The organism is Prevotella multiformis (assembly GCF_018127985.1).
GTDB classification, from domain to species: domain Bacteria; phylum Bacteroidota; class Bacteroidia; order Bacteroidales; family Bacteroidaceae; genus Prevotella; species Prevotella multiformis.
Window position 1 is genome coordinate 852246 of record NZ_CP072357.1, and the last position, 18410, is coordinate 870655.

Here is an 18410-nt window from a genome sequence, read left to right on the forward strand (position 1 = left end):
TGGAATATAATCCCTAAATTTACAGGCAGCGACATGGCTTCACACGAAAGGATAACAAAATGAAAAGTTTAAGATTACTGTTCCCAGAGACCCCGAAGTCTCCCAAGACTTCCTGCATACTACTGGCGTCCCGCCTCATCTCCCGGCAGCGGGCCTGCAAGAAGATGCAGAGGGACGACATTTCCAGAACCGGCCTGCAAAGTGAAGGATAGTTATCCGGCTTTCAAGACGATTTAAGACGATTGCTGTCCGGTAAACATTTTCCATACAGGCCGGCCGATCCCTTCTGCCCGCATGCCGGTGACAGGAACGAGCCCTACTTCCTGCCGATGTGCTGATGACCGAAACCAGTCGTACTGAGGGCTTGCACGCCTGCCGTTGTTGTCCGGAAGGAAACAACTCGTGGCAAGAACCAGAGACCGGGGCACTACCAGCACTCCAGTTCCTCTGCGATCTCCGGCATCGTCTCACGCCGGAATACGGGACTCTTCACACCCGAACGCTTCTGCGACCTGTAATCTTCCAACAGGCGGAAAGCATATTTTCCAAGTGAGAAGATGGCTATGAGGTTGCAGACGGTAATCAGTCCCATGAAAAGGTCGCCGAGACTCCATACAAGATCGAGACTTGCAAGGGCACCGAACAGAACCATCACACCGCCTGCCATGATGCGGAGGAAGAGGATGGGGGAAGACCGGCGGGTTAGGAAACGCACGTTGGCCTCGCCATAGTAATAGTTGCCGATGATGCTGCTGAACGCAAAGAAGAAGATGGCAATGGCGACGAAGACAGGTCCGGCGCCGCCCACCTCGTTCTCCAATGCGCCCTGCGTAAGCAGGATCCCGGACTCGGAACTCCGGGTATAAATCCCGCTGATGATGATGATGAAAGCGGTACAGCTACAGACGAGCAGGGTGTCAGTGAACACACCGAGCGACTGGATAAGTCCCTGCTTCACGGGATGACTGGTCGATGCGGTAGCAGCGATGTTGGGGGCGGAACCTTCGCCCGCCTCATTGCTGAAAAGTCCCCGCTTGATGCCGTTCATCATCGTGGCTCCCAGCCCGCCGCCGACGACCGGCCCGATACCAAAGGCGTTTTCTACGATTATACGGAAGACATGAGGAATCAGCTGGAGGTTCATGGCGATGATGACAAGTGCAAGAATCACATACCCCACTGCCATCAACGGAACGAGCACGCTGCTCACTTTCGCAATGCGCTGGATGCCCCCGAAGACGATTGCCAATGAGAGTACCGCAAGCACTACACCCATCCAGAACGGATCAATGGAAAAGGCTTTCTGCATGGCACCGCAAATGGTATTGCTCTGCACGGAGATATACGCCATACAGAACGTCATGGTGATAAGAACCGCAAAGAGCCTCGCCATCCATTTGCAGTGCATACCGTACAAGATGTAATAAGCCGGTCCACCGATGAACGAGTCGGCATGACGGCGCTTATAAAGCTGGGCGAGCGTAGACTCGACAAAAGCCGTCGACGACCCCAGGAGGGCTATCGCCCACATCCAGAAGACGGCTCCCGGCCCGCCTATGGCGATGGCACTTGCCACACCGGCGAGGTTGCCCGTCCCGACACGGGAGGCAATCGATACGGCAAAAGCCTGGAAAGAAGAGACGTGCTTCTCGCCGGCATCCTGCCTGTCCGCCGATTCCCCCAGCAGGCGGATCATCTCGCCTACCATACGGAACTGTACGAAATGCGTCTTCCAGGTAAACCACAAGGCACAAGCGACAAGGCCTGCCACAAGGAGGTAAGACCACAGAAAATCATTGATTGACACGATAGAACTGTTCAACCATCCGTCAGCTGAAAATATTTCCTTCATAGGTCGACACTTTTGTGTGAGCCGCAAAAATACAAAAAACGATCGAGAATATTCCCGATCGGTACAGAAAAAACGGTTCTTGAAATTGACTTTCACGATATTTTCACTAACTTTGCACACTACTAACAACTGATAAACACATGGTACGTAAAAGAAAAAGCAAGTTCAGAGACGTAGGCGAGTTCTTCATGATTGCACTGGCGATGGTCATCGGCAGCTTCGGCTGGTGTGCCTTCCTGCTTCCGCATCACATCACTATCGGCGGAATAGCCGGCATCGCATCCGTCATACAGTGGGGATTCGACATCCCCGTACAGTACACCTACCTCATCATCAACGGCATTCTGCTCTTCGTCGCCCTGAAGATACTCGGATGGAAGTTCTGTGTCAGGACCATCTTCGCCGTTCTGGTGTTCGCCTCTTCCACGTCCATCCTCCGGGAGGTGTTTGCCGAGCATGCGCTCTTTGCCAACGAGCCGTTCCTCGCCTGCGTAGTGGGCGGCGTTCTGTTAGGAATCGGAGTAAGCATCGCCTTGCAGTACAATGCCAGTTCGGGCGGGTCGGATGTCATCGCTGCAATGATCCACAAGTACCGTGACATCTCGCTCGGACGGGTCATTCTGGCCTGCGACCTCTGCATCATCACTTCCAGCTACCTTGTCCTGGAAAACTGGGAGAAGGTCATCTATGGCTATATCGTCCTCTTCGTCATGACCTATATGGTGGATTATCTTATCAGCGGAATGCGCGGGTCGGTACAGTTCTTCGTCATTTCGGAACACTGGGGAGAGATCGGCACGGCAATCAACAACGATGTAGACAGAGGCTGTACCCTGATCGAGGCACGCGGCTTCTATACAGGAAAGAAAGTGGGTATGCTCTTTATCATCGCCCGCCGCTCAGAGGCGCACTCCATCTATCAGGTCATCGACGAGATCGACCCCAACGCCTTCGTCTCACAGGGCGTCGTAAACGGTGTCTACGGCATGGGGTTTGACAGGATGAAGGTGCCGCACAAGAAGAGAACCGTCGAGGAAACAGTCAGGGAACGGGCATAACAAGAATAAGGAGAAACAGACAAGATGGATATTCAGGAACTTAAGGACAAGCGTATCGCCGTATTGCTGTCAGGGGGCGTGGACAGTTCGGTTGTCGTGTACGAATTGGCACGGCTCGGTCTGCATCCCGACTGCTTTTACATAAGAATCGGTCCGGAAGAGAAGGAGGAATGGGACTGCAGTTCGGAGGAAGACATGGAAATGGCGACCGCCGTTGCACACCGCTTCGGCTGCAGACTGCAGATTGTCGACTGCCACAAGGAGTACTGGAATCAGGTGACACGCTACACGATGGAGAAGGTGAAGGCCGGCTTTACCCCCAACCCCGATGTAATGTGCAACCGGCTGATCAAATTCGGTGCCTTCGACGAGAAGATGGGACACGGCTACGACCTCATTGCCACGGGACACTATGCCCAGACGGAATGGATTGACGGACGCAAGTGGCTCACGACAAGTCCTGACCCGGTAAAAGACCAGACGGATTTCCTTGCACAGATCTACGACTGGCAGCTGAAGAAAGCCGTGTTCCCCATCGGGCACTACGAGAAGGACGAAGTGCGCAGAATCGCCGAACAGGAGCATCTCATCAATGCACACCGCAAGGACTCACAGGGCATCTGTTTCCTGGGCAACATCGACTACAACGAATATGTACGCCGTTATCTGGGCGAACAGCCCGGGGACATCATTGAACTCGAGACTGGGAAAAAGATCGGCGAACACCGGGGACTGTGGTTCCATACCATCGGACAGCGCAAAGGCCTCGGTCTCGGAGGAGGCCCCTGGTTCGTCGTCCGGAAGGATGTGGTGCAGAATATCCTCTACGTCAGTCATGGTTACGATCCGGAAACAGCCTACAAAAGCGATTTCCCGCTACATGACTTCCATTACCTTACAGAAGGTGTCACGGAATTGCCCGAGAAGATCACCTTCAAGATCCGCCATACTCCGGAATACCACCCGGCAACGGTCGAGCAGCTGCCGGACGGAAAGAGCATCATCCATTCTGCCGAACCTATCCATGGTGTAGCACCGGGACAGTTCTGTGTCGTCTATGACGAGTGCCACCACCGCTGCTACGGATCGGGAGAGATTGCACTATGATAAAGAAAGAAGGTCGCACGTTCAACGGCGGAAAGGAAGACCTTATCTCTCCATCTCACACGAGTCTCTCTAAGGAGCAATACAAGTACCAGAAAGCTGCAATTGGACACCTCAGCAAAACTCTGTTCACGCAAAAGAATCCGTATCGGTCATCCATAAGCTGTATGAAACCTCTGCAAAACTCCCTTACATGAGATTCCCGGAAAATGTAACTTGTTGATTATCAAATATACGGTTTGAAACAAATAGAGTTTTACAGAAGATTCCGTATATATTAAAGTCGCTTTGTGAGGGAGGTTTACGGGTCTCTTGATTTACGAACGGACATAAACCCAAACAGCCATATCGAAGCATGAACCGCTTCGATATGGCTGTTTTTATGTTACAAAGAAAGAAGATGAAGCGTCTCTCTGATGCGGGGAAGGAAGGGAGAGGGACTTCCTCTATATAATTATGGGGAAATCTCCTTATGGAGCTTTACAAGGACTGCCTGCACACTTCTGGAAAACTTATTTTACATTCCCCTTCCTACTGTCAGAGACTCCGTCTCTTCCTGCAAAGCAGCCGGACCAGTTCGCCGATCCACAGGACAAACGAGGTAGAAGCAATGATGGCAAACCAGTCTGCCAGACTGAGGGGTGTGACATTGAACATCCTGCCACCGAACTGCACAATGAAAACCTGCCCGACGAAGACCATCAGGGCGATCATACCAAAACCGCCGCAACCTTTGAAGTGGAAAGCACTGCGCCCCGTTGCAAAGGCACGTGCATTAAACATGTTCCAGAACTGCAGCATCACGAAGACAGTGAAGAACAGGCTCAGCTCATGATTCGTCAGTTCACGCTTTCCACCGCCATGCCACGCCAGCAGATCAGACATCGAACTGACAGATGCGTATTCCAACAGATAGAGCAGACCCAACAGCAGGGCAAAGAAGAGCCCCCCCACTCCGATGATCTGCCGGTTCATAGACGGTGTGATGATAAACGCATGACGGTCACGGGGCTTGTCGCGCATGACCGACTCCGACGGCGGGAGCGAGGCAAGGGCTATGGCCGCAAAGGTATCCATAATAAGATTCACCCACAGCATCTGAGTTACCGTGAGCGGACTCTGCGTCCCGATCAGCGCACCCGCCAGCACGATGAGACAGGCTGCGACATTCACAGTCATCTGGAAAAGGATAAAACGCTGTATGTTCTGATAGAGTGAACGTCCCCACATCACCGCTCTTCCGATGGAACGGAAAGAATTGTCGATAATGGTAATGTCGGACGCTTCCTTGGCAACGCTTGTCCCGTCGCCCATCGACAGACCTACATGGGCCGCCTTCAGAGCCGGCGCATCATTGGTTCCGTCACCCGTAACAGCCACGACCTCATTCTGCGCCTGCAGAGCCTCGACCAGCCGCCGCTTGTCCATCGGACGTGCACGGGCTATGATTTTCAGACTGCCGACACGTCTGGCAAGCTTGTCATCGCTGAGTGCCTCGAACTCGGGACCGGTAATGACACTGCTGTCATTATCCTTCTCTGTCCATAACCCCACCTGTCGACCTATCTCTTTGGCGGTCCCCGGCGTGTCGCCCGTGACAATCTTCACGTCGATTCCGGCATCAAGACACTCACGAACAGCAGCCGGCACTTCCTTGCGAACAGGATCGGCAATGGCTACAATACCTTGGAAGACCAGTCCGCATTGCCGTTCTTTCAGGGAGTCGAGAATCTTGCTGATGGCTCCCTCCTGCATGCTGATGCCGGAATCTTCGGGAAGGATCATACAGGCAAAGCCCAATGTACGCATCGCCTGGTTCTGCCATGCAAGCAGCCGGGCGCCGATCTCATCCCAGGAACGGTTACCCATTACGGAGGTGCAATCGTGCCGGATGATGTCCGTCGCTCCTTTTATATACAGGATGGTCTTTCCCGGCAGCCGGGCCGAGCGCACAAGCGTGCCCATGCACTTGCGTTCTGTAGAAAAAGGCAGTTCGTCAATGACCTCGGCATCCGCACGCAACTGACGGTAATCACAGCCCTGATCGTGCAGCCACAGCAGGAGTGCGCCTTCGGTAGGATTCCCAAGAACTGTCGGATGCCGGGGATCAGAGAAATCGAGAGAAGCCGTCGAATTGACGGCAATTCCTTCCCATGCCAGTGCCTGATGTTCGGCAGTAGTGCAGTCGATTTCCATTTCATGTACCCGCATCTGGTTCTGTGTCAGTGTCCCCGTCTTGTCTGTACAGATAACCGTCGTCGCCCCCATCGTCTCGCAGGCGTGCATCTTGCGGACAAGGTTGCTGGTCTTGAGCATGCGGCGCATGGAGTAAGCCAGCGAAAGCGTCACCGCCATAGGCAAACCCTCTGGTACGGCCACGACGATGAGCGTCACGCAGATCATGACTGAGTCGAGAAGGTATTGCAGGAAATGAATCCAGCTGAAATCACAACTGAGAAAGAACATCGCCAGACGTGCGATGAGAATGACGGCGGCAATGGCATAGCTCGCCCGGGTGACAAGCCGACCGAGACGTTCAAGCTGCTCGGTGAGGGGCGTCTTCACACTGTTGTCAATCTGTGAAGCCACGAAAACCTTTCCGTTCTCAGTACTGTCTCCGACCTTCTCCACACGGAAAACGCCATGTCCCTCCATGACCTTCGTGCCACGCAGCACATGATCCGTCGGGAACGTGGCCTCCTTGTCGAAGTCCTCCCTGTGTGTGCTCTTGCGGCAGACAGGCTCACCGGTCAGCGACGACTCGTCAACATGGAGAGCCGTTGCCTCAAGCAGTACGCCGTCGGCCGGCACTTCCGCTCCGGTATTCAGCAGGACGACATCCCCCACGACAACATTCCGCTTGGCAATCTTCGTCGTGTTGCCATTGCGTATCACCTCCACAGGTTCATCGTCGTCCACCTGGTTGAGGACAGCAAATGCCCTGTTGGCTTTCTCTTCAAAGAAGAAAGCCATCCCTGTCGCCAGAAAGATGGCAACAAAAATACCCACAGGCTCGAAGAACACCTCGGCCCCTTCGTCCAGCCCATAGTGCTCGTAAAAGGAAATACAGATTGAGAAGAATCCCGCAACGATCAGGATGATGACAAGCGGATCCTTGAACTTCCGCAGGAAACGCAGCCAAAGGGGTGTCTGTCGAGGTGGGGTAAGGAGGTTTTCGCCATATTTCCGGCGGCTGTCAGCAACCTCACGGTCGTTAAGTCCTGTATATATCTTTTTCTGATTCATAATGTTTTGTCTTTGTGCGGAGAACGATGCCGAGCAGAAAGAGGTACCGATGGGAATAGGCGGACTGCCATGGACATTCCTCTCACGCACGATGCTCTGAAAGAGATGCAAAAGGCATCTCCCTACAGTGCATTCTTCACCTCTATGTAATTCTTGAACAGCCAGGAATGTCCTTCAGCAAGCAACTTGACGACTTCTGCACAGACAAAGAGACCGACGAAGACGAGAAGGATGAAGAGAAGGCTGAAACCGAAGAATATCCAGAGGTCGCCGTCGGCATATTTCTCCTGAAAACGGCGAAGCCATGAAGACGAGCGGCTCACAAACCGGCTGGTTGTCTCGGTGGCATTCTTCAACGTCTCACCGGCCTGGATAGAAGCATGCAATGCACGATGGGAAGCCTCAGCCAGCCTGGAACGCATCTCGGCGAGTTTCTCCTTCGAAGGCGAACTGACAAGACGGGACGAGACCGTAGGGAGCGATCCAGCTTTCTTCACAGCAACGGGGGTGGCAACAGCCAGCGGAACGACCGATCGGGCATGCACACGCAGCGGCTCCGGCGCATCGAACCTGCAATTCAGCACATTCCCGCAATAAGGACAGCGATACTTCATCGTCCCATATTTCTCAGTCTCAGCCACAAAGTCGCGGCCACATTTGCTACATTTGACAGTGTACCTCATACGAGGGGCAAAATTATAAAAAATAGTTGAGATGAATGCAGGAATAAAAAGATTATTGCAAGCGTACCTCCCTCTCGGCCAAGAGAACTTTTCAAGAATACAGGCAGGCGCTAAAAGCTACAATCTCCTTTCTACAGGTACGGCCATCTTCACCGTCCGGCATCTGCTCAAGACCTGTTCAAGAACCGACCAGACTGCAACGGTCTTCTGGGGTCAGTCCTAAAACCCAGTTGCAAGCCTATACTCTTAAGCACATAATTCCATAAGTATTTATTACCTTTGCATCATGAAGAGTGACCAACTATTACGTTGCATCTTTCCAGATGTACTTGCCGACTACTTTGATGTTGTCGATATTCAAGAGAGTGTTTCCCAGTTTGACTTTTGGCTTGACGAGCGTAACTTTATGGAAAAGTCAGACCATAAGCTAGGCACTGTAAGCAGTTATGGTTTTACCAGCGAGCGTGTAATTCAGGACTTTCCTCTTCGTGGCAAAGCCGTCTATCTCCATGTTCGCCGTCGCAAGTGGCGTGACAGTTCCAACGGAGAGATATTTACTTATTCATATGATGACTTGACGGCCGAGGGCAGTAAACTATCCCCCGAGTTCGTTTCTTTTTTAAAAGAATAGAATTGAGTCCACTGCAGAGAGCATCGCAAGCATCGGTGCGCACTATGGCGTAAATGGCAAGCAGTTATCCACACAGTACAAGGAACATTTCAGTGATTATCGTAGCTGGGACCAGTTGGGGCATGCTCAAGACTGGCTATTGTTTGAAGATAACATAGGTGAGAACCTAAGTATTGATGAGACCTGTCTAAGCAGTGGCGAGGTTTATACTTTTCTGACCAACAAGGCGGGAAAGGGCAGAAAAGGGACTTTGGTAGCTGTGGTTAAAGGGACCAAGGCAGAGGACGTCATCCAGGTTCTCAAGACGATAAACCTTTCTAAACGAAAGACAGTCAAGGAGATAACACTCGATTTATCATCTTCTATGATGCGCATAGCCCGCTCTGTTTTTCCAAAAGCACTTATTACCAATGACAGATTTCATGTGCAGAAACTATATTATGATGCTCTGGATGACATGCGTATTGCTTACCGATGGATGGCAAGAGATAAAGAGAATGAGGAGATAAAAGAAGCTAAAAGTAAGGGTAAGGAATATATACCATTTAGATACAGCAATGGTGACACGCGCAAGCAGTTGCTCGCCAGAGCAAAGTTCATATTGACCAAGCACAAGACCAAGTGGACTGAAACACAGAAAGGTAGGGCGGAAATCATCTTTGAACATTATCCGACACTGAAAAAGGCATATGATTTGGCTATGAAACTTACCGACATTTATAACATCAAGAGCATCAAGGATGCTGCAAGGCTGAAGCTGGCAAAATGGTTTAATGAGGTTGAAGAGCTGGGAGTGGACAATTTCTACACAGTGATTGACACGTTTGAAAATCATTATCAAACCATACTCAATTTCTTTGTAAACAGAGCTACGAATGCAAATGCCGAGTCATTCAATGCTAAGGTTAAGGCATTCAGGGCACAGTTCAGAGGAGTTACAGATATTCCTTTCTTTTTATATAGGCTTATGAAATTGTGTGCTTAAGAGTATAGGCTTGCAACTGGGTTTTAGGACTGACCCGTCTTCTGCCCAGACCCGTGAACCTCTACATAAGCCATCCCCCTGCACTCCATTGGCTGGGCAATACAATGACTCCAAGGGGGAAGCAGTACTCCATTCCTTTGTGTATGACTGAAGCCGACGGCGAAAACGTCGTTAACAACGGTTCACTGGAAGCAGTGTTTCCGTCCGTTTATGTATGACTGAACCCCCAAAGGAAATGGCCTTGTCCTTCTACAAGCACAAGCATCAGGATAAAGAAATACCGCCACAAGAGAATGGGCTTATTTGCAGGTTATTTGCATGCAACCTTGAATATAAGCGTATGATTCCAGAAAGAACCGTGCCGTCATAGCTAAACGTTCTTAGCCGATAAAAAATTATAAAAGCCTGATACTGCGGAAAGAGGGGGATTCGAACCCCCGAAACGCTTTAGGCGTTTACACGCTTTCCAGGCGTGCCTCTTCAACCACTCGAGCATCTTTCCCGGTTCCTCCCTGTCCCCTACAAGAGAGACAGATGTTATTTCGGAGTGCAAAGGTAATACTTTATTTCCTATGAAGATACTATCATACGCCTTTTTATGATTATTTAAAGTTTCGGGGAAGAAGGAGTCACCGCCCAACAACCAAAGTCCCTTCTTCTATAGACCTATATGCTTCAGACAGTCCTATTAACGGTTACAGGTAGACGGCCTTTTGAACATATTGCCGTCCAGTAAACTTTCCCGATAAGCCGGCTATGCGGCTCTCGCCATAGAGATGTTATAGCAACAGGAGAAGAAACGGCTGACCATTTCCACAGATGTATTGATGACCAGCGCCCTCCATGGGGCTGGTAAAACAACGGGCACACAGATGGCAGACACCGGGCACGCTGATGGATCTCACGCATACAATCTGTTGTCCGGATGGGAGCAATCTTTAGTGGAAGAGGTGCGGCACTGCCAGAAGCGGAAGCAATATATCTGATGAAACAGAGGGTTGCATTTCGCCTTCCAACAGACAATTTACACACGGGAACCTCCGCTGCTCAGGGTTTACCGGACAGCCATATTCAGCATGTCATTCGCATCAACCTTGACTTAAAAAGCCACACCCAACCCATAGAAGGGCCGGATATGGCCTTTGTTTCAGGCTGGTCTCAAGGATTGTCTTTGAGGTTCTCCTGCCTTTAGACGAGTACATTTGGTTTCTCCCCCGAAAAGAGCATGGCAGACTACACGAATGAAGGAGAAAGCAGAAGACACAGCCTCTAAGCGAGAATCCATCAAAGGGAATCCTCAAGACCTACCCGTTAAGAACTGATGGGTCAACCGTCGCTATGCCACATCCTGTCTACTTGACGATGCGCTTTTTCCCATTCACGACATAGCCCCCCTTGGGGAGGTTCTTCAGGTCGACAGCTCCCTTGGCAATACGGACACCGTCCAATGTATAGACTTCATAACTATCCGCATCCTGGCTGATGTCTACGATGCCATTTGACGAATTCTTGACGGTGAGCTTCGCCGGGAAATAATTGAAGAGATAGTTCTCGGACTGTCCTCCGCTGACTTCAATCGTGTACTCTCCGGCAACATCGAAGGAGGTTACCACCTTCCCTTCGTGATCCTTGACGGTGAAGACAGGAGCTTCGGTCAGTTCTACGGTCGTTTCATCGTTCTGCAGTCCATCCACCGTGTAATCGAAGACAGGCTTCTGCTTTATCCCGACAGTCACGTCTTTCGCCCTGAGGTTGGCCGTAGCCTTCTGGACAAACAGAGAACCGTCGACAAACTCAACCTGCTCTTCCGTGATGGTCCCGCGCCCGACCTTGATGACATACTTGCCTACCGGCGATGCAGGCTTGGCTTCACAGGTCAGCACAGGCAGACCCTCGACAAAGTCGCCTTTCATCTGCCAGCCGAGCTTCGGGTTCTCGCTACCATACGTCCGGACTGTGTTGCGTGCCTTGATGGTCGTGCCGAACTCAACGATGTTAAAGTCCTTCCACTGACCGCTGCGCTTGTAGAGCATCTTTGTGCCGGAAGGTACCTGCAGCTTGACGGACTCTCTATTGAGGTCGGAAAAGACCTTGCGTCCCAATGTCGGTACGTTCTTGGCATAGATGCGGATTACAGCAAGGCTGCTGGCACCGGCGAAAGCCTCGTCGCCGATGTCCGTGACCGTAGCCGGCAGTATGACTTTCGTCAGATTGCTGCACCCGGAGAAACCATAGTTATGAATTTTGGCTATCCCCTTCCCGACCGTAAAGCCGTCGGTGTTATAAGGCATTACAGAGATAATCTCTTTTGCATCCTTTGTCATAAGCACCTGTCCGTCGAAGACATAATCACAGTCCTCCCCGGTCGGTATGGACACCGTCTCGAGGCGCGGCATGCCTCCCAGTGCCCCGTCGCCAATGGCGGTCGTCGTCTTGGGCAGGACAAGTTTGTGCAGCCGTCGGCAGCCATAAAACGCCTTTTCGGGTATCTCATGCTTCTTGCCTGCGGAGGTGCGTACACCACCGGAAAGGTAAAGTTCGCCACCGCCGACAATCTCGGCATCGCCAAGGTCAAGATCCGTCAGCGAACTGCGCACCACCGTTCCGTCCACGCCGCATCCAGCAATCTGCCGGATGGTACGCAGGTCCGTCGAATTGATCTGTCCGGTCACCTTCAGTTTGGAGATTCTTTCATAAAGAGAGTCCTCGACAAGCGATGCCAGTTTGCCCGGTTCACTGACATGAACCGTATCCTCGACCAGCTCACCCCGTATGCCTTCAAAGCCGATGATCATGTCCTGCCCTTCCGAGAACTTAAAGGAGCCGGGATTCAGAAGACTGATGTCATAGTATCCGTCTGAAGAACCTTCCCATCCCCAGTTGATCCACACCTTGCCGGTGGCATCATATCCGCAAAGGACAAAGGCATGACCGCCGTTACCGCGATCCACGCCTGTATAGAAGATGGCACGGCGTTCGTTCAGTTCATTGTAGATGATGTCCATCCATTTCTCCTCACTATAACGGCCGCGCCGAAGCATCTGTGTCGTCTCGGGATAACCCAGGTTGCGCTTGAGTCCTTCACAGGCGTTTTCCGTGTAAGTACCCGATCCGTCAGTGGCATAGATCATGTCGGCAGCCACACCACAGTCGAGCATCAGCTTTGCCACAGCGTTGCCCTGTGCCGTATTGTACTTTCCTTTGTAGCTGTCGATCATGTTTCCCCAGTCATAGACACTCTCATCATAGTTGACGGTCACTTTCTTCATGCTTCCGTCAGCCTGCTTGACATTCACGGAGTGTGTACCCGTACCACACTGCGGATAACCGTTGTAGTACATGATCTGTGCCATGGCGGTAGCGACACATCCGGTCACGGCTCTTCCCGTACCGCCATATCCCTGCCAGCTACCGGTACCGGAGGAGGTCGCCAGTGGACAGAGGTCGTTGTAAGGCTTCTCCTGTCCCCAACGCGACGTGACAAGGGCAGGAATCTGTTCTTTATACTTGTTCTTGTCGGGGGGGACTATCTTGCGGGGCACGCCCTTTTTCACGATCCCGTTGATCGCTTCTTCAGCAGCAGCGAGATACCATTTGAAGCCCTCGTTCTTCGTATTCTTGTCGAACGTACTGTTCGAATAGGCGATGACGGCCGGCACGAGGTCGTCGTTACTTACGATGACGAAACCGCCTTTTTTATAGCCCATGACGGTGTATGCGCTGTTTTTCAGCAGCGGTCTGAGGTCGTCCTTGTGCGCACGGGTCATCCGCAGTGTCGGCGACTGGCTGAACACCTGCTCCGCCGCCGCCTTGATGGCAGCCTTTGTCCTTGGTGCTGCAGAGAGCGACAGTAGCATACCCATCGCCAGCAGCAGTGTTATGGAGAATCGTTTTCTAAAGTTCATCATACTGAATGATTTGGATTGTGCCCGCCTTTCCCGGCAGTCGGGGAACACCTCCCCGGAAGCTGATTTCCGGCAAAGCCGGCACGATTCGGTTTGTTGATATAAAAACGCATAGACGGAGTCAGAGCCCTGCAGAATGGGTTCTGACTCCGTTTGTAGTCAATTCTCTAATAAGAATCGGTGCTTATTCATCACTTGATAACGGTCTTCTGGCCATTGATGATATAGACGCCCTTTGCCAACGAACGCAGGCTCTTAACGCCCTTCATTATCTGCTTGCCGTCGATGGTGTAGACATCGTAAACCGTCTCGCCGTCAGCATTGATGCGCTGGATGGCTGTTGCCACACTGATTTCCGCAGGTGCAGACTCTGAGCCGTCGGCATAGACAGCCGTCACACAGTACTTGTGCTCCTTGTTGTCCGGTGCCTTGAGGTCGTCGCTGACAAGTTTGCTGGTGCTTCCGATCAACTCTCCGTCACGATAGATGTTGTAGGAAACAGGCCCTGAACCGGCCTCGAACTTGGCATCATCAATCATGAAGATGAAAGCCTTGTCTTTGGACGTAATGTGATGGATGGCAAAGTACTTCGTCCCCTCGGGCACGTCGACCTTTACTTCCGTCCACTGAGCGGCATCCTGTACATGTGTTTCGCCTATCTTTACGAAGCTGTCGGGATCACTGCCGCTTGTTGAAGACAGCACGTCGAAGCTCTCTGCACCGCTGCCGTCCGTAGCCTTGAGATTGTTGACCCAGAAGCTGACAGTCTGCGCCTTGCCGGAAAGCTGCGGACTGATGAGCCAGTTGTCGGCATCAACGAAATTCTTACCCGATTCATCAATCTGATATATTGCTACGGCAGCCTTGGTGCCGGAGTGCGGATCAAGCCCCTGTCCAGACTTGAACAGGTCAGACGGCTGCCAGTTGAGGAATGCGAACTCCTCACCCTGGTGCTGATACTGTGTGCCTTGAGTGAGACTTCCCGCACGTCCATGGTCGTTGTCAACCGTTGTCCAGTCGCCGAAGCTGGTACCCCATGCCTCATAGCTCTCGAAGTCGTCAGTGACACTGGTTATCGTCGTTGCCGGTGCATCCCAAGCCAACTTCACAGCAGTAGCTGAACCGCTCTTCTCTCCACGGAGGTTCTGCGGAGCCTTGACATCTGGTGTCTCAAGGGAGACATCAGCGGTCGCCTCATTGTTGTCCGGCTCGAGATCGCCGTCCAAATTAACCGTCGCCTTCACGCTGAGCTTGTCTGAAGCGTCCATACTGGTCGTCTTGTAGTCAACAGAGAGCACGCTATTCTGCATGAAAGAAAGGCTCTTTCCGAGGGTTTCCTCTTTGACAACCTTGTCGTTGACCGTAAGGGCAACCTTGGCTTTCTCCAACTTGTCGAGACCGAGGTTGGTCACCTTGACGCTGAACTTGGCCGTCTGTCCCTTCTTGAGGCTCTCCGGTGCCGTCAGTTCCACACCTGCATCCTTCTGGTACGGGTCGGCAATGTTGATGTTGTCAACATATACGGCATCTTCCGAAATCTCATCGGCGATACCGACAACACGCAGCAGGACATATTCCTCATTAGCCAGTTCGGCAGGAATATTCACAATATAGTTCTTCCACTTGCCGTCGTTGGCAACGCCTGCGTTGGTCCATACAGGATCCGTCACTTCTCCGTTCTTCTTCTGGAAGCGCATCTCCACCTTCTCCTTGGCCTCACCATCGCCGCGATAGTCGAAGATGAGTCTCGGGTTCGACGCACCCCGCAAGGTTGTCTTTCCCATGACGATGGTCGATACACCCGGTTTTGTCGGGAGGAAGATCAGCGAACCGTTATCGTCGTCGGACGACACATCATTGGTGAGCGCCCATGATGTTTTGCCGCTGGTGCGTTCGAGACCTACGAACTTCTCCTCTACGGTACCGTCCTTGAAGCTGTTGTGGAACGGCAGCGTATAAGGTGCGCCGACAATCAGCGCGCCGGCTGCCCATCCGCTCGTACCAGCCACATTTTCCGCATTCACAGCCCAGTGCTGGTACTTCTGCTTGCCTTCGTTGGTGTTCAGGTCACTGACGGTATATCCCGTCGAACCCTTGACCGAACCGAGCTTGTCGCCCAGCTTTCCGTCATCGGTGACGCTATGGATATTATAAGTCACCTCTGCCGGAAGAATGACACCCTTGTGTACACCTGTCGGAACCTCCCAGCCGAGCTTGACAGCCGTTGTCTGGTCGGTCGTCTTGATCTTGCCCAGTACCGGAACATCCTGTCCTACATAGACCTTGACAGATGCCTTCAGACCGAAGTCGTGGGCATTGTAAGCGACAACCGTATAAGTGTTCTCGCCGTTTACGGCATTCTCGTCAACTACCTCCTGTGCCGAACCCGGTGCCGGAGCTGTGATGGTCTTCACGACACGTTCTCCACAGCTGACGACGATCTTCGTGAGGTCCGTGAGCGCCGAGCCGTCGACAGCCTTGGTCGGTGCATTGAACTTCAGCGTAGCCTTCAGTGCAGCTGTCGGATCGGCAGCAGCCGTCAGGTTGTCCACCATGGCCGGTGCCTTTGCTTCGGCAGCGACTTCCACAGAGAGAGAGTCAAGGGTGAGTCTGAACTCATTGGCCTTGGAAATGGCATGGAAACCGATGTAGTAGTTTCCGTCCGCAGCCGGTTCTATCCGTTTGGTAAATTCCTGGTACTTGACACTTGCAATATCCGTTGCCGGAAGGATTTCCTTCTCCATTGCTTCAACGGTCTTGTCATTACCCCACTTCACCTCCAGACGCTCCGGGAACATGCTCAACCCAGCCGCAGCCTTGAACGATACATTATAGGCCTTGCCCTGCTTCATCTGAATCGGCGGTGAGATCAGCCAGTCATCAGCATCATTCTTTTTGTTGTAACGATATACGCAAGAGCCGCCCTTGGAACTGTTCCAGCCCCATGTGCTCTTGTCCTCGTTCACGTCGATAACCGTATAGAGCTTGAAGCTTGCGGCAGTCGGGAAATCATCGAAGAACGGCACTTCGAGTGCATTGCCGAAGATCTTTCCATCGCTGGTCGCGATTGCACTCCGCTTCGGCCCGTTGATGGCCTGTACGGAATAGGAATAAGCCGACAGCTTACCCTTCGGGACTACTTCGCTGAAAGAAGTTGCAGAGATACCCTCGGCCACCTTCGTACTTTCTTCGCCTACATTACGGAAGACATCATAGGTGAGAGGCCCCATGTAACCCTTGTGCAGACCTTCTTTCGGTGCTTCCCAGGTAACGGTCGCCTTACCGGTTTCATCAAGGTCCATTGCCAGGTTGCCTACGACATCGGGCACGTCATAACCGACATAGGTGGTCAGTCTGACGCGCGGACCCTTGCCGGCATCATTGCTGCAGAAGACGATGAAATTAACGACTCCTTCGCTGACCGTCACATTGGCCTCAACCTTCTTTCCAGCTTCAGCCGCCCCGTCCGCCACTTCTTTACCGTTGGCGAACACCTTGTATGAGACGTTGCCGGTCAGGCTGCTTCCGTCATACTTCTTGTCAGGAGCCTTGAATGAGACTTTTCCGCTGGACGCACCGCCGGCAAAGTCGGCCTTGAGGTCACTGGCTGCTGCCGGTGCTCCGGCGGCCGTCGCCACTGGCGGGAAGTTGAGGGCCACGACCATCGCCGGCTCCGTATAGCCGCCGACCGGTGTCACGTGTCCGTCGGTCAGGTTGACCGTGTAGAGCTGGAACTTGCCGTCCTTGTCGGTCGAAGCCCAGAAGAACTCGTTGGTACGTACGTCGAACTCGCCGCTCTGTGCGTAATACCGGTCCTCGCTGTCGGTAATCTCGATGCCCGTAGAACCTTTCTTCGTCTCAGCACCTGTCGAACGGTCAATCTGGTAGAAGTCGCCTTCCTTGCTGACACCATAGGCAAAACCGTCATTGGCGATACCCAGCGCCACATAGGTGTGCTGGGCAGGAGCGATGGCGGTACGCGTCAAGGTGGTGTAGTCTATGACACCCCACTCAAAATTCTTCAGGTCGGCGGTGTAGAATTCTCCGAACACCTCTCCCGTCGTCGGGTCAGTAGCCGTTTCGGTAGCGATCAGACTGTAGTCTCCGACGCTCTTGGGCTGCTCTTCCAACTGCCAGGTCTCTGTGTCGAATGCATAATGCGAGAGCAGGAGAATACCATAAGGAGCATAACTCGTATCGAGGTATATGCCGTGAAGCACTCCGTCTATCATTCCGCTGCCGGCATTGAAATAGCCTTTCTTGTAGTCGGAGAGCAGTTCAAAATTGAGGTTTGCCACCGGGTGGAACGAATACATGCCCATGAAGCTGCTGGTGAGAAGATTTCCCCACATGGTCAAATCAGGATTGACCGTCACCAGATACTTCGGTGCTGTGGGCCGGATAGCGAGGTCCGGACTGCTGAACGGCGAATTGACGTCTCGTGGCAACGTTTTCGCCAGCAGTGTCGGGAAAGCCTTCAGCGGGTCAACCTTCTGTTGAGCCGACTTTTGTCCAGGCAGGATTCTGGAAGGAACCAAAGGCACATTTTCTACTGGCATCACTTGTGCGGATGCGGGCAGCATAGCCATCGTTGCGGCAAAAGCTGCAATTAGTTTGGTAAATCTTTTACTCATATCTGACGGGTTTAATTAATAAAGAGAGTTATTTAAACCTAATGAAAGATTTCGATTACAAATATATTGTTTTTTCAAATTAGTTTCAAGTAAAATTACAATTTAATTATAAAATAACTGCTATTTATGCACATTTTCGTTAAAAGGTGCAATTATATATCGTTTTTATTCACTGCAGACAGGCTATCTGATGGCCGGGAGCGGGCGAATATGCAGTGGGGAGGAGACACCTGACGCCATTTTGCAAAATCGGGGCAGACTTGTTCCTGTTTTTTAACAAAAAGTCTGAATCTATTGTGGAATGCCCTACGG

General features: G+C 52.1%; 9 protein-coding genes and 1 tRNA gene. 4 read left to right on the plus strand and 6 right to left on the minus strand.

Annotated elements, in window-relative coordinates:
• Positions 1 to 427 precede the first annotated feature (427 nt).
• Positions 428 to 1852, minus strand: a complete 1425-nt coding sequence (locus J4864_RS03435; RefSeq protein ID WP_211813557.1) for an alanine/glycine:cation symporter family protein — start codon at positions 1850 to 1852, stop codon at positions 428 to 430.
• 140 nt (positions 1853 to 1992) lie between these two features.
• On the opposite strand from J4864_RS03435, the gene J4864_RS03440 reads away from it, so the two are divergent.
• Positions 1993 to 2910, plus strand: coding sequence for a YitT family protein (locus tag J4864_RS03440; RefSeq protein WP_007368813.1), 918 nt, complete (start codon positions 1993 to 1995; stop codon positions 2908 to 2910).
• A gap of 24 nt (positions 2911 to 2934) precedes the next feature.
• A complete protein-coding gene (mnmA, locus tag J4864_RS03445) occupies positions 2935 to 4017 on the plus strand; it encodes a tRNA 2-thiouridine(34) synthase MnmA (protein WP_211813566.1) in 1083 nt (360 codons plus the stop codon).
• A 534-nt stretch (positions 4018 to 4551) separates the two neighbouring features.
• On the opposite strand, the gene J4864_RS03450 is transcribed toward mnmA, so the two are convergent.
• Positions 4552 to 7260: a calcium-translocating P-type ATPase, PMCA-type gene (locus J4864_RS03450; RefSeq protein ID WP_211813569.1), complete on the minus strand. Its 2709-nt coding sequence runs from the start codon at positions 7258 to 7260 to the stop codon at positions 4552 to 4554.
• A 122-nt stretch (positions 7261 to 7382) separates the two neighbouring features.
• Positions 7383 to 7943: a TFIIB-type zinc ribbon-containing protein gene (locus J4864_RS03455; protein ID WP_040554853.1), complete on the minus strand. Its 561-nt coding sequence runs from the start codon at positions 7941 to 7943 to the stop codon at positions 7383 to 7385.
• A gap of 286 nt (positions 7944 to 8229) precedes the next feature.
• On the opposite strand from J4864_RS03455, the gene J4864_RS03460 reads away from it, so the two are divergent.
• Both J4864_RS03460 and J4864_RS03465 read left to right on the plus strand, forming a co-directional pair.
• Complete coding sequence (locus tag J4864_RS03460; RefSeq protein WP_211813571.1) at positions 8230 to 8574, plus strand: ISAon1 family transposase N-terminal region protein; 345 nt, start codon at positions 8230 to 8232, stop codon at positions 8572 to 8574.
• A gap of 1 nt (position 8575) precedes the next feature.
• Positions 8576 to 9559, plus strand: a complete 984-nt coding sequence (locus tag J4864_RS03465) for an ISAon1 family transposase (RefSeq protein WP_449579656.1) — start codon at positions 8576 to 8578, stop codon at positions 9557 to 9559.
• A 414-nt stretch (positions 9560 to 9973) separates the two neighbouring features.
• On the opposite strand, the gene J4864_RS03470 is transcribed toward J4864_RS03465, so the two are convergent.
• From J4864_RS03470 to J4864_RS03480, 3 genes are all read right to left on the minus strand, one after another.
• A tRNA-Ser gene (locus J4864_RS03470) sits at positions 9974 to 10061 on the minus strand.
• An 850-nt stretch (positions 10062 to 10911) separates the two neighbouring features.
• Entirely contained in the window at positions 10912 to 13467 is a 2556-nt protein-coding gene (locus J4864_RS03475) for a C10 family peptidase (RefSeq protein ID WP_211813580.1), read from the minus strand.
• 188 nt (positions 13468 to 13655) lie between these two features.
• On the minus strand, positions 13656 to 18098 hold the full coding sequence (locus J4864_RS03480; RefSeq protein WP_211813584.1) for a choice-of-anchor J domain-containing protein: 4443 nt from the start codon (positions 18096 to 18098) through the stop codon (positions 13656 to 13658).
• Positions 18099 to 18410 lie beyond the last annotated feature (312 nt).